Source organism: Microvirga medicaginis, assembly GCF_052658925.1.
This window is the reverse complement of record NZ_JBQWEL010000043.1, coordinates 1-14,387: the sequence shown is the minus strand read 5'-3', so window position 1 is coordinate 14,387 and position 14,387 is coordinate 1. Positions and strand designations below refer to the sequence as shown.

General features: G+C 62.0%; 6 protein-coding genes. 3 read left to right on the top strand and 3 right to left on the bottom strand.

All coding sequences use genetic code 11. The features are described from left to right. Nucleotides 1-238: 238 nt before the first annotated feature. Complete coding sequence (locus tag ACUXUR_RS26455) at nucleotides 239-691, top strand: MarR family winged helix-turn-helix transcriptional regulator (RefSeq protein ID WP_445505335.1); 453 nt, start codon at nucleotides 239-241, stop codon at nucleotides 689-691. A 115-nt stretch (nucleotides 692-806) separates the two neighbouring features. On the opposite strand, the gene ACUXUR_RS26450 is transcribed toward ACUXUR_RS26455, so the two are convergent. Both ACUXUR_RS26450 and ACUXUR_RS26445 read right to left on the bottom strand, forming a co-directional pair. Continuing rightward, complete coding sequence (locus ACUXUR_RS26450; RefSeq protein WP_445505334.1) at nucleotides 807-1,196, bottom strand: response regulator; 390 nt, start codon at nucleotides 1,194-1,196, stop codon at nucleotides 807-809. After that, complete coding sequence (locus ACUXUR_RS26445) at nucleotides 1,183-3,507, bottom strand: ATP-binding protein (protein WP_445505333.1); 2,325 nt, start codon at nucleotides 3,505-3,507, stop codon at nucleotides 1,183-1,185. The genes ACUXUR_RS26450 and ACUXUR_RS26445 overlap by 14 nt, the downstream gene beginning before the upstream one ends. 353 nt (nucleotides 3,508-3,860) lie before the next feature. On the opposite strand from ACUXUR_RS26445, the gene ACUXUR_RS26440 reads away from it, so the two are divergent. Together ACUXUR_RS26440 and ACUXUR_RS26435 are read left to right on the top strand one after the other, a co-directional pair. Further along, complete coding sequence (locus ACUXUR_RS26440) at nucleotides 3,861-13,466, top strand: hypothetical protein (protein WP_445505332.1); 9,606 nt, start codon at nucleotides 3,861-3,863, stop codon at nucleotides 13,464-13,466. 349 nt (nucleotides 13,467-13,815) lie between these two features. Beyond that, nucleotides 13,816-14,004: a hypothetical protein gene (locus ACUXUR_RS26435; RefSeq protein WP_445505331.1), complete on the top strand. Its 189-nt coding sequence runs from the start codon at nucleotides 13,816-13,818 to the stop codon at nucleotides 14,002-14,004. Between the two features lie 88 nt (nucleotides 14,005-14,092). Here ACUXUR_RS26435 and ACUXUR_RS26430 read toward each other — a convergent pair. Next, the coding region (locus ACUXUR_RS26430; protein ID WP_445505330.1) for a DDE-type integrase/transposase/recombinase at nucleotides 14,093-14,387 on the bottom strand (295 nt) is incomplete at its 5' end.

Sequence of the window (14,387 nt, the reverse complement as noted above, 5' to 3'; positions counted from 1 at the left end):
AAGCCCCTGCGCTCTGGTCAAATACTCTTAGAGGCAAAGTAATAAGCGCATCGTCTTGCTCCGTCATTGCGGTAGCCTGCAGCAATATGCCGTCTGCCCGGCAACCGGACGGTACACCGCGATTCAAAAATCGCATCTGTCGGAGTAGCAGGATCTTGGGAGTCTTGGTTCTGCAGGTGACATAATTGTATTTCTTGCGGCATAAGTGTAGCAGTGTTCCGAGAACTCAGAGTTAGATGTGCCAACAAAACGCTTGATCCCGGCGGCGGCGCTTGCGCGTCTCCTCGACCAGACCTCACGGGCTTTGCACTCGCTTGGGTTCGCAGCCGATCTGTTCCCGGCTCAGTGGGCCGCCCTTCGCTATTTTGCATGGGCTGAACCAGCGCAACGGACCGCGAGTGCACTCGCTCGTTTCCAGGGCCTTGCGGTCGGCCCTGTGACGCGGACAGTTCGTACCCTGATGATGAAAGGATACGTAGCCAATGTCGAGGGGCGCGGACGCGGGCGAGCCAGGCAAGTTGAACTGACGAGCGCCGGGCGTGCTCTCTTGGGCAAAGATCCCTTCAACCGGCTCTCGGAAGCCATTGAAGAACTCGATGGAGCACAACGCATTGCCCTTGCCAGTGCATTGGAGGCGATCCTACGTCGTCTGCAAGCAGATCAGGTCGACGATGCGAACAGCAGTGACTAGCGCATCGTGCGGAAAAGTGGGTCCGGTCTTCGCTGACGCGGACCTTCGGTTCCGCTCTCAACGATGCTCTAGCACATTGTGTATGGAGGGTGGACGCGATTTTCCCAACGACGAGCTAGGACCGGGCCTCTTTAAGTGCTGTGATTAGCAGCGTCTCGTCGAACGGCTTTAGGAAGACCCTCTCTGCGCCCCAGATTTCCGCGAGCGCCGTAGCGGTTTCGATCGTCATGCGCGGGCCCCCGCCTGTCATGGCGAACACCCGAAGGCCGGATTGCTCGTTCCGCAGGCGCTTAATCAGGCTCAGGCCGTCTATTTCCGGCATCCAGATGTCGGTCACGACGGCATCGAAGCCGCCACCCGCCAGCAGATCGAGCGCGCGCTGTCCGTTCTCTGCCGCGACGGCATGAAAGCCTGCATCCTGTAGGGCGATACGGATCGACTCCCGGACTCCCAGCACATCGTCGATGACAAGGACCCGGTATGATCTCACCTTAGCTTCGTCCATGTCTCGTCTCCTTTGCTTGCAACGTCGGAGGGATGCGGATGGCGATTGTGGTGCCTTGGCCGCGCTCCGACACGATGTCAATGGATGCGCCCCAGCCACTCACAATGCCGTAGACCAGAGGAAGGCCGAGGCCCGTCCCTCCGGATGGCGCCTTGGTGGTGAAGAAGGGTTCGAGCGCCTTCCGGCGTGTCTCGGCATCCATGCCTTCGCCATCGTCGGCGATAGACAAGATGAGCGCCCGCGTCTCCTTGTCCATCGTGGTGGTGATCGTGATCGTTCCAGCACCATGAACCGCGTGCACCGCATTGCTGATCAGATTACTGACAATCTGCAGCACCTCGCCAGCGGGCACGGAAAGGCCCTTGTCACCACACAGGTCGACCTGCAGGGTCACGGATGCCGGAAGGAGCGGATGCACCGACTCGATCGACCGCACGAGGGCCTCTCGGAAAGGAAGGGTCGGACTGGCCTGCAGGCTGGGCCTCGCCGAGGTGAGGACATTCGCAACGATCTCCCGGGCCTGCATGGTGGCGTCCACTACAAGGCCCATCTGGTAATAGAGCTCGTCCTGCCCGTAAAGGTGCTCGCGCACGCGCCGACTGAGATTGAGGATCGGGTGAAGAAGATTATTGATCTCGTGAGCGATCCCGCCCGCGAGCTGGCCGAGCGCCGCCATCTTCTGCTGCTGGATCTGGCGCTCTCTCAAGACGGTTTCTTCCGTGACATCGCTCAAGACCCCGCGATGGCCGAGATATTCGCCATTCTCGCCGATGACCGGCGTTCCGCTGAAGCTCGCATAATGCAACGCTCCTGACGTGGCCCTCAAGCTCAGGAGAACGGACCGGAATGGACGCCGCTGGGCGAGATACTCGCCGAGCAGGGTCGCGGACGGACGTTCCGCCTCGACCGAATGGGCTTGCAGGCGCGCGGAGAGCTCGGCTCCGACCTTCAGGTCCGCGACGTCCCCGGAAGAGCCCGTGATGGAGATGATCCGGCCGGCGCGATCGGTTTCCCAGAACGTATCTGAGGCGCTGTCGGCGAAACTGCGAAAGCGTGACTCGCTGGCCTCGGCCTTGGCGCGAAGCCTCCGTTCCCGCGCCTGAAGATCGAGGGAGGTCATGATGCCGAACACGAACAGGGAGAGAGCGACCCCGAAATAGACGGCATTCGCCAGCAGCCGGGTCGGGCCGAGCTTGGGAAAGGCATCGAGCGACAGTCGCGCGAAACCTCCAATGATCGCGGGACTCCAGCTCAGGATGAAGATCAGGGCATCCCGCCGCTTGTACCGAACGGCCAGGACCGCCAGCCCCAGGCCGAAGGCGAGCGACCCCAGGCCGATATAGGAGGAATAAAGCCGCATCACCCGGATGCCCAGGATATTCTCGATGGTGGCCTCGATCGCACAGGCTGCAACTGCGAGCGCAATGATTGTCCCTGCCGTTGCGGCCCGCGGCAGATAGGTGCGAAGCTTCAGGTAATGGATCTCGAACCACAGCCAGGCCGGGAAGATCAGAAGGCTGCTCGACAGCGAGACGGCGCGGGACAGGCCGAACGCGCCCGGGACCACCAACGTCTCCAGAAGGGCGCGGTCGCTGATGAAGTAGACGACGAAGATCAGTACCAGGATGGAGAGGCGAAGCAGCGATCCGTCCAGGAGCGCAAGGCCGATGGCCAGGAGATAGACGAGAAGGCCCATCAGCACGCCGACCAGGATACCGCTTGCGAAGGTCTGCTGATCGTGTCCCTCAAGAAAGGCGTGTTCGGATTCCAGCCACAGCATGGCGCGCATGGAGGACGTGGTTTCAATCCTCAGGTGGAGCACCTGATCGGCGATGTCCTCGCCCCGCAGCCGGAAATTGGGATAGCTGAGGGATGAGCGATCGGCGGCGCCTTGATGGCGTAGGCTCCATTCCTGCGACACCCAGCCTTCACTCCCCTGTCTGTAGAGAATTGCCCGAACGATGCGGGTCTCGTCGAGAGAGAGGACCCAGTCGCGATCCGTCGCGAGGGCAGGCACGTGAACGCGCAGCCAGAACGCCGCCTGAGGGGAGGGGCTTACGCCCCGGTTCGGCGTATGGCCATCGGCCCTTGTGAACAGGTCGTCCCGCTTGGCAAGATCGTCTATACCGAGAGCGCCCGTCGGGTCGAGAAGATGATCGACGGACGGACCAAGAAAAAATGTGTCCGAGCCCTGTCCCGAAGGGTTGGTCTCCGCATGCGCGGTGATCGGGCTGATCGCCAGCCAGCAGCCGACGAGCAGCAGCGCAGCCAGGCACCGCCGGAGCGGCGCCGTTCCAGACCAGGACCTCATCTGCCGAGAACCTCACACGAAAGACGGACAACCATTAGCGACCTAATCGCTTGACGGCTAGCTGGGCTCTCAAATATAGCTCAGTGAGCTAATAAGATCGACCGAGGACGTGGATTGCCGATGATCCGGGATATGAACAACGCGCATCTGTTGCCCCGAGCCGTGTCGACGACTTTTCGTTCGCGATCCCGGAAAAGCCCACCCTGAAAACGGCAATATCGGTCTGGGACGGCGGCTTAACGAATCGGCACAGCGCCACCGTCATCAGCTTTCTCCATCGTGGCGCAGCAAGAAAATCCAAGCACTATCGCGCTGTGAATACATGAGCGCTTGACACATCTTCGGGGGCAGGGATGGCGGACGCAGGCACGAACACGTTTTCCATTGAGGATCTTCAGGCGCTCGCGACCGGCATCGATCAGGTGCTGGCGAAGATCGAAAGCACCCTGGCGCTAGAGGTCTATGCGGAAGACATCCCGATCGTCGGCGACGAACTGAAGGCGGCCTTCGATCAGGGAACGGAGGCGCTTCACACCATTCAGACGCTCAAGAACGCGATCACCGGCGCGATTCACGAGCTGGCCAATGCCCAGACCTATCTCGAGACGGCTGTCGAGGCGAAGATCAACGAAGCCATGGCCCAGGCCGGCTTCATCGGGGCGGCCGTCGACGCCATCATCAACGGAGGGCAGGTGACCCTCGCGTTCACGACGGACAAGGTCCTCACTTATAGCCAGTCCCTGGCCGCCGATTTCGGCCTCGCCGGGCTCGGACTCAATGCCCAGACGGCCGGAGAAGCAACGGCGGAGATCTCCTACAGCTTCGACTTCACGGTTGGCGTGGACGGAACGACGCCCGACAGCTTCTTTTTGCAGACCAATGGCGGCAGCCCCGAGCTGGCTCTTGGCCTCTCGGTCACCACGCCGGGGTTGGCGGCCGATGCCACCTTGGGCTTCCTGAATTTCGCCGCGGTCGATCAGGGGTCGTCGCTCACCGGCAGTTTTGCCGTCGATATCAAGGATGCCGACGGCAAGCTGCGCCTGTCCGAACTCGGCAACGACATGCTCGATGCCAAGTTCTCCGGCAACGCCAATCTCGATCTTCACCTCTCGACCGATATGGGCGACGCTGCGCTCCCCAAGATGAGCGCGGATCTCGCCGTAGATTGGGCGTTCAGCAGCAACATCGTCGACCCGAACGACACCAACTCGAATTTTGGAGGCGCGCCGACTGTCGCTTTCAACAACGTCCGATACGACTTCGGCACGTTCGTCGAAGACTTCATCCGTCCGATCTTGGACCAACTCGATCCGGTGCTGCAGCCCATCCATCAGGCGCTCGCCGTCTTTAAGACGGATCTCACCTTCTTGAAGATCGTCCCTGAATGGCAGAGCCTTCTCGACAAGGCCGGTGCGACAGAGGGCGGACACGATGTCGGCGATGGCAAAATCACGCTCATCGATTTCGTCAAGCTCGCAAATCCCAGCCTGGATCTCGGGTCGACGCTCCAGTTCATCAAGCTGGTCGATGACATCGTCGAATGGGCGGAGTTCTTCCAGGGCAAGAATTTTGGAGCAGACCAATACGATCTGGGCTCCTTCCAGATCCTGGCGGACATCCGCGATGCCGCTTTTGAAATGAGCAAGGTTGTCCCGACCGTCACCGCCGCCGCAGCCGATCTTTCCGGATTCTTGGGCGGTCTCACCTTGGGCGGCTTCAGTGAACAGGATCCCCAAACCGGCGAGACGGGCCAGCAGATCCTCCAGGACATGTTCTCCGGGACGAGCTTCGCATTCCCGATCCTCACGAATCCCATGGAGGCTTTCAAGCTCCTTCTGGGCGGGAATGCAAATCTGTTCAGCCTCGATCTGCCGGCACTCGACATCGGCTTCGGCGACTTCGACTCCTATGGCAATCCGACAGGCAATCTCGTCGATCTCGGCATCTTTCCGATCATTCCCGGCATCAACGTCAAGTTCGCCGGAGCTCTGGAACTCGCAATCGACATGGCCTTCGGATACGACACCCGCGGTCTGCTGCAGTTCGTGGAGAGTGGCTTCCAGGACTACACCTCGATCTTCAACGGGTTCTATGTCAGCGACCAGGTCGCGAATGGCGTCGATCTGCCCGAGTTGTCTCTCTCCGCAGCCGTAGAGCTCGCGATCGAGGCCTCCATCTATCTTGCGTCCGTGGGTGGCGGCGGCAACATTGCCGGGCAGATTTTCCTGAACCTCAACGACGACGTGAACGGCTCGCCCGAGGACGGCAGGATCTATCTCGATGAGATGGCGAACGCCCTCCTGACCAATCCCTTCGCGATCTTCGATGCTTCGGGTCAGATCACGGCCGGCTTTGCGGCCTACGTCAACGTGGCCGGCTGGGACGTCTGGCGCTACAACTCTCCTCGCATCGTCGTGGGCAGTTTCACCTTCTCCGACAATCCGGTCGCAGATGTCGAGGGTGCTCCTCCTCCGCCGCCTCCCGGACTAGGCGATATCATTGACGGCAATCTCGTGCTCAATATCGGCGATCGTGCCGGGGAGCGCGACATCGCGGACAAAACGGACGGCTACGAATCCGTCCAGATCGGCAGCGGCCCGGGCGGCGTGACGGTCGTGGGCTTCGGCCATACGGAACATCTCGGTGATGTCTCCGGCATTGTCGGGAATGGAGACGCGCAGGACGACTCGATCGTTCTCGCTGAGGATCTGAACATAGCGGCCACTCTGTCTGGCGGCGACGGCGGCGACATCCTCTACGGAGGTGCGGCCGGAGACAGCATCTCCGGCGATGCCGGACGCGACTTTCTGGAAGGCCGGGACGGCGCCGACACCCTTCTGGGTGGCGAGGGGAATGACGTGCTGACCGGCGGCGCGGGCGCTGACGTGCTCGACGGTGGGAATGGTCTCGATATTGCAAGCTACGCGACGTCGCTCGACGGCGTCGACATCGATCTTGCGGCAGAGCAGAGTCACGGCGGCGATGCCGAGGGTGATACCTATGCCAGCATCGAGATCATCGAAGGTTCGCGCTCTGCCGACACGATGTCGGGCGCAAGCGGCGTCGATATCTTCGTCGGGTTGGATGGCAATGACAACCTCGCCGGCAGAGACAACAACGACGTGCTCGTCGGAGGATACGGAAGCGACACTCTCGATGGCGGTGCCGGCGACGATGTCCTGTACGGCGGATTGGGAGACGATCTCTATCTGGTCGACAGCCTTTCCGATGTGGTCGACGAGAATGGCGACGGACAGGCCGGCGGCCGCGACCGGATCGTCGCCTCGATCGATTACTCGCTCTTGGGGTCGTCTGAGCGGGCTGATATTGAGGAACTCGAACTCACGGGAAGCGCCCGCTTAGGAATCGGGAACGCTTTGGATAACCTGATCATCGGCACCGAGGGCAACGACACCCTGGACGGGGCGGGGGGAGCCGATGAACTCCGCGGCGGTGCCGGAGACGACACTTATGTCTTCGACAGCATGGGGGATCGCGTCGTCGAGACGGCGAACGGCGGTATCGACCAGATCATCCTCAAGACTGGCGCCCTTGTGAACGGCACCACTTTCTCCCTTGATACGAGCTGGAGTGCAAGTGTCGAGAATGTTGCCCTGGCGGATCACCTCCGCGCCATCAATCTCACCGGCAACGCTCTCGATAACAGCCTGACAGGCAACGACGCCAACAATGCCCTGTCGGGCCTCGACGGCAACGATACGCTTGCTGGCGGCCGTGGAGTGGATACCGTCGGTGGCGGAGACGGTATCGATACCCTCGTGATCGACTATTCGCAGGTCAACGATGGTTACGGCGCCTGGATGGGCCGGGGAGACAGTATCGAAACCTACTGGTGGACAACCCGAACCGAGTTCACGTCCATCGAGCGCTTCAGCATCACCGGCACACTCGCACATGGAAACGACGTCCATGGCGGTGCCCTCGACGATACGCTGATCGGCGGCAATGCGGATGACATCCTCGATACGCGTTCGGGCATAAACGAGGTGGTGGACGGCAAGGCAGGCAACGACCGCTGGCTCGCGGATCTCTCGACGGCAGAAACCGCTATCGTTTTCTCGGCCGCGGACAGCCAGAACGCGACCATTGTTCTGTCCAATGGAACGAGGGTCGGCAATATCGAAGCGCTGACCCTCAAGACCGGAACCAGCGACGACGAGATCTCGACCGACGTCTATTGGTTGAACGATACTGTGCAGACCGGTGCCGGCGACGACACCGTCAATACCGGGCGTGGCGTTGATTCCGTCGATGGTGGTGATGGGATCGATACCCTGGTGGTCGATTACTCCATGGTCAATGACGGTTATGGCGCATGGATGGGCAGAGGGTCCAACATCGAGACCTACTGGTGGAGCACCCGTATCGACTACACGGGGATCGAGCGATTTGACGTCACGGGCACGCTGTTGCGGGGCAACGACCTCCACGGGGGGAGCCTCGACGACACCCTGATCGGCGGCAATGCGGATGATACGCTCGATACGCGCTCAGGTACGAACGAGGTGGTGGACGGTAAGGGAGGCAACGACCGGTGGGTCGCAGATCTGTCCGACGCCTCGACCGATATCACGTTCAGCGCCCAAAACAGCCAGAATGCAACCACTGTTTTGACCAACGGGACAAAGGTCTCCAACATTGAGGCCCTTACCCTCAAGACCGGGTCCGGAAACGACGAGATCTCGACCGACGGCTATTGGCTGAACGACAGCGTGCAGACCGGTGCCGGCGACGACACCGTCAATACCGGGCGTGGCGTCGACGCGGTCGATGGCGGTGATGGGATCGATACCTTGGTGGTCGACTACTCCATGGTCGACGACGCCTATGGTGCCTCGATGACACGGGGCGATCTGATCGAGACCTATTGGTGGAGCAACCGCGTCGATTTTACCGGGATTGAGCGCTTCGACGTGACCGGCACGCTCACGCACGGTAACGACCTGCACGGTGGCGCTCTCGACGATACGCTCATCGGCGGCGATGCTGACGACAAGCTCGACACGCGCACGGGTATCAACGAAGTCGTGGACGGCAAGGCGGGGAACGACCGCTGGGTCGCGGACCTCTCCGACGTGAATACCGCCATTGTATTCTCGGCTGCCGGCAGCCAGAACGCGGCCACGCTCCTGTCCAACGGCACGCAGGTCTCGAATGTCGAGGCGCTGACGTTGAAGACCGGTTCCGGAAACGACGAGATCTCGACCAATGACTATTGGCTGAACGACAGCGTGCAGACCGGTGCCGGCGACGACACCGTCAACACCGGACGTGGCGTTGATTCCGTCGATGGTGGCACGGGCATCGACACCCTGATCGTGGATTATTCCATGATCGACGAAGGCTACGGTGCCGTACTCAACGGCTCCAGCCTCATCCAGACTTACTGGTGGGCCAACCGGATCGATTTCTTAGGCATCGAGCGCTTCGACGTGACCGGCACGCTCAGGTATTCCAACGACCTCACGGGCGGTCTCCTCAGCGACACCCTGATCGGCGGCAACGCAAACGATACCCTGAACACCCGGTCCGGATCGAACGAGGTGGTGGACGGTGGGGCGGGGGATGACCGCTGGCAGGCCGACTTGTCGGATGTTGCCACGGCCGTCGTGTTCTCGGCGGTGGACAGCCAGACCGGCCCGGTCGTGCTGTCGAACGGCACCCAGGTTACGCACATCGAAGGGCTGACGCTGACGACGGGCACCGGAGACGACTTCATCTCCACGGCCACCTACGGCATGAACGATGTTATCGCGACGGACGCGGGCAACGATACGATCAATGCCGGAGCAGGCGTCGACAGCGTTGACGGCGGTTCCGGCGAGGACACGCTCGTGCTCGACTACTCGGGCGTGAACGATGGCTACGGAGCCTCTTTGAACGGTGCAATCGGCTCCGTCATGACCTATTGGTGGAGCACTCGCGTCGACTTCTCCGGCATCGAGCACCTGGACGTCACCGGCACCCTAACGCATAGCAACAACCTGACCGGCGGGCATCTCTCAGACACGCTCACCGGCGGCAACATGGACGACCGGGTCGATGGTGCCGACGGCGATGACCTCTTGGTCGGCGGAGCGGGGCTCGACGTGATCCGGGGCGGCGCGGGAGCCGATACCCTGGACGGCGGCTCGGAGGCCGATCTCTTGATCGGCGGCGACGGGGCCGATCACCTCGTCGGCGGCGTCGGCACGGACACCGCGAGCTACCAGGACGCGGATGCGGGAGTCACGGCAGATCTCGGCACGCCCTCGAACAATGTCGGTGATGCCGCTGGGGATACTTACGATTCCATCGAGGTTCTGCTTGGCAGCGCCTATGACGACCTGCTGCGCGGCGATACCGCTGACAACATCCTGTCGGGGAGCGAAGGCAACGATACCCTCGAAGGAGGCGTGGGCGCCGATACGCTCGATGGTGGCTATGGCGACGACACGGCCAGCTACACGCACGCGGCGAGTGGCATCGTGCTCGATCTGTCGGACGCGTCCCGTAATACCGGCGAGGCGCAGAATGACGTCCTCATCGGGATCGAGAATGTCGTGGGCACGGACTTCGCCGACATCCTGATGGGCAATTCTTCGTCGAACCGCCTGGATGGCGGTGCGGGTGACGACGTGCTCGAGGGCCGCTGGGGCTGGGGCTACGACACACTGGTGGGCGGTGCGGGCTCAGATACCGCAAGCTACGAGAACGAGGCCTATGGCGTCACGGCGGACCTCACGAACGTGATCGGGGCCTCCGACTATGTCTACAGCCAGTCGGTCTTCGACGGCGTCGAGAACCTGCGCGGCAGCGCCTTCGACGATACCTTACGAGGCGATGGCGGTGCGAACCTTCTGGAGGGCCAAGCGGGCGACGATGTGCTGGAGGGCCGCGGGGGCGGCGACCTCCTCGTCGGCAGCGCGGGTTCCGACACCGCGAGCTACGGGAGTGCGGCGGATGGCGTCGTCGCCGACCTCGCCGATGCCACCCGAAACACCGGCGAGGCGGCGGGCGACAGCTACGACTCCATCGAGAACCTGACCGGCAGCACTTACGACGACGACCTGCGTGGCGATGCCAGGGCCAATGTGCTCTCGGGCGGCGCAGGCGACGATACCTTGCAGGGCGGGGACGGGAACGACACGCTCATCGGTGATGAGGGAGCCGATCTCCTCGAAGGCGGCGACGGGGCCGATCATTTCGTCGGCGATTGGGGCGGCGCCGACACGGTCTCCTACGAGCACGCGGCGATGGGCGTCTCCGTCGATCTCGCCGACACGGCCGCGAACACTGGCGAGGCGGCGGGTGACACCTTCCTGTCCGTGTACAACCTGCGGGGCAGCGCCCATGACGACGTGCTGCGCGGGGATGCGGACTTCTACTGGTACTGGGGCGGGACCGCGAACGTGCTCGACGGCGGGGATGGCGACGACATCCTGGAAGGCCGGGGCGGCGCCGATACCCTGATCGGTGGCACGGGATCGGATACCGCGAGCTATGCGCATGCCGGGATGGACTGGGCCGGCCTGGGTGTGATCGCGGATCTCGGCGATCCCTCGCAGAACACGGGCGAAGCCGAGGGCGACGTCTACACCTCCATCGAGAACCTGACCGGCAGCGCCTATACGGACGTCCTGCGCGGCGATGCGGGCCGCAACGTCCTCGATGGCGGCGCGGGCGATGATATCCTCGAGAGCCGCGGGGGCGGAGACAGCCTTCTGGGCAGTGATGGATCGGACACCGCCTCCTATGCGGGCGCGGCTGGCTCCGTCACCGTCGACCTCGCCGACGCGAGCCTGAATTCAGGCGATGCCCTGGGCGACACTTATGACTCGATCGAGAACGTAGCCGGCAGCCTCTTCAGCGATACGCTTTCCGGAAACAGCGGCGACAATGGTCTCACCGGCGGGGAGGGAAATGATATCCTCGAAGGCCGTGCAGGCAACGACGTGCTATCCGGCGATGCGGGCGATGACACGCTCTATGGCGGCGACGGCAATGACAGTCTCGACGGCGGCAACGGGCACAATCTGCTCGTCGGCGGCGCTGGTGACGACACCCTTATGGCCGGTGCTGGCGGCAGCATTCTCATTGGCGGCGACGGTGCCGACGTTCTCCAGGGCAGCTGGGAGGCGATCGACACCGCCTCCTACCAAGACGCCGCAGACGGCATCGTTGCGGACTTGGCGGACTCGTATCTCAATACGAGCGGGGCCGCCGGCGACAGCTATGCCTCCATCGAGAACCTTATCGGCAGCGCCCATGACGATATCCTGCGAGGCGACTACGGCGACAACATCCTGGCGAGTGGTGCCGGAGACGACGTGCTCGCAGGCGGGTATGGCGCCGATACGCTCGTCGGCGGCGAGGGGACGGACACCGCTGATTATCAGAACTCCTTCTCGTTCTACGACGGGCTGATCGCTGATCTGGCCGACACGAGCCGGAACACCGGCGACGCCTCCGGCGACGTGTATGACGGGATTGAGAATCTCACCGGCACCTACGGCAGCGACGCCCTGGGCGGCGATGCCGGGGACAACGTCCTTGATGGCAGCGACGGCGATGACACGCTGGAGGGGCGCAGCGGTGCCGATACTCTCGTGGGCGGGTACGGCCTCGATACGGCCAGTTATGCCTTCGCGGGCTCAGGGATCGTGGCGGATCTGTCCGGCCAGAGCCTGAATGAGGGCGATGCGCAGGACGACGTCTATGTCTCGATCGAGAATCTGACCGGTAGCACCTATGACGACATCCTGCGGGGCGACGCTGATGCCAACGTGCTTGATGGCGGCGCTGGGGCCGACATCCTCGAGGGCAATGGCGGGGATGACGTCATTCTGGGTGGCGCAGGAGCGGATCAGCTTGATGGCGAGGAGGGATCCGACACGCTGAGCTATGCCGGGTCGTCCGCTGCCGTCGCCGTCAACCTTACCACGCGATCAGCCTCGGGCGGCGACGCCATCGGTGATGTATTCACCAATTTTGAAAACATCGCTGGATCATCCTGGAACGACACGCTCACTGGCGATCAAAGCAGCAATGTCCTTTATGGTGCCGCAGGCAACGACACGCTCGATGGGCGAGCCGGCGCCGACATTCTCTACGGAGATGCCGGCAACGATACTTACTTCGTCGACGACGCGTTCGATCTGGTGATCGAATCGGCCCGTCAGGGCACCGACACGGTATATGCCAGCACGAGTTATGCCCTGAGCGCATCGGCAGAGGTGGAAGTGCTGCGTACCACCAACACCAGCGCCACGACCGCCATTAATCTCACCGGCAGCTCGACCGCCAATATCATCCTTGGCAATGCCGGGGCCAATCGCCTTGACGGCAAGATGGGAGCCGACACGCTTTACGGATACGGCGGCAATGACATCTATTATGTCGACAGCGCGCTCGATCAAGTGATCGAGGCGGCCGGATACGGCACCGACACGGTGTATGCCAGCACGAGCCATGTCCTGGGCGCATCAGCCTCCGTGGAGACCTTGAGCACCATCAGCGCAAGCGCCACGACAACTATCAACCTGACGGGCAATTCGATCGCCAACACCCTTATCGGCAACGCGGGCGCCAATTATCTCACCGGCAAAGCCGGCAATGACGTGCTCACGGGAGGGAAAGGCAAGGACACCTTCGTGTTCGACACCACCCTGAGCGCCACCGCGAACGTAGATACCGTTCGGGACTTTGTGGCCGCCGACGATACGATCAGGCTGGAAAATGCGGTGTTCCGCGGTCTGAAAACGACTGGCACGCTGGCCAAGGGCGCGCTGCAGTTGGGCAAGGTTGCCAAGGAGGCGGATGATCGCATCCTCTACGACAAGTCCACAGGCTACCTGTACTATGACCAGGACGGATCAGGCACAACCTACAAAGCGACCCTGTTCGCCAAGCTCACAACCAAGCCAACCCTCACCTATGCTGACTTCTACGTCATCTGATGTGCACTTGGGAGAGTGCCGCTGCTCTTTGCCCGGAGGCCTCCGTTGTCCAGAGAACGGGAGAACGGAGGCATCGTCAACCTAACGGGTTTTCCCTGCTTTATGCAGATTTTTAGCCCGAGGCAGGTCACGTACTTTCAGTGGCTTAGAGGGGTGGATGACCCGCCCAAACTGCTCCGATTGGCGTAAGTTGACGATGCCCTTCGGTGGGAGCGCCTGAGCCGGGATGGCAAGCGGCCCCTTGCAAGCGGGGGCCTGGAAGGATGGAGATGAAACAACGCAGGACAAAGGGAGACGCCGCTAACGAAAATGTGTCGCCAACCTGGGACGGCGTCGCTCCGCATCGAGGATGGCACTGGCTGAAACGGAAGCGGAAGGCCGGGGGCTGCGGATCGCCTTTAGTCTGACCGGCTCCAACTGGCGGATCGCTGACGGCATTGGCCGCACCACCGTCTTCCCGAGCGCGACGGTTAGGAAGCTGTTCGATTATGTTGCTCCTGTCGATCTGCCTGACAAAGAGGATCGGGCTAACCAGTAAGCTCGGAGGGTACCGTCAAGGTGTTGGAGAACAAGGCTCTGTCACGGGAACTGAAGTGAAGCAGCAAAGGAGCTGAAGGTCGATCTCATTAAGCAGCGACTGTCGCTTGATGCCATTGGGCTTCCGCCGCGGTTCTGAAGCGGCGCAGAGTCCGGCGGGAAATGAGATGGCGCTGGAGGTTGAACGTGTTGTAAACGGCAGCATAGGTGGAGAGGAAGCGCTGGGCTGACCCCGCCGACGTGAACCCTTGCATCTTCCGTTCTCGTCGTCGCACCACTTGGTGCGAGTTCTCCGCCCGGTTGTTCTTACGGCGGCCCTGCTCACGATGAGCTGAAAGCCCCAGCTCGCGTTTGGCGGCCCCATAGGACGGCAGCTTATCGCTC

What these genes read in the sequence shown, in the direction of transcription:
- ACUXUR_RS26450 (WP_445505334.1), bottom strand. Translation starts at nt 1,196, where the DNA reads ATGGACGAAGCTAAGGTGAGATCATACCGGGTCCTTGTCATCGACGAT.
- ACUXUR_RS26445 (WP_445505333.1), bottom strand. Translation starts at nt 3,507, where the DNA reads ATGAGGTCCTGGTCTGGAACGGCGCCGCTCCGGCGGTGCCTGGCTGCG.
- ACUXUR_RS26440 (WP_445505332.1), top strand. Translation starts at nt 3,861, where the DNA reads ATGGCGGACGCAGGCACGAACACGTTTTCCATTGAGGATCTTCAGGCG.
- ACUXUR_RS26435 (WP_445505331.1), top strand. Translation starts at nt 13,816, where the DNA reads ATGGCACTGGCTGAAACGGAAGCGGAAGGCCGGGGGCTGCGGATCGCC.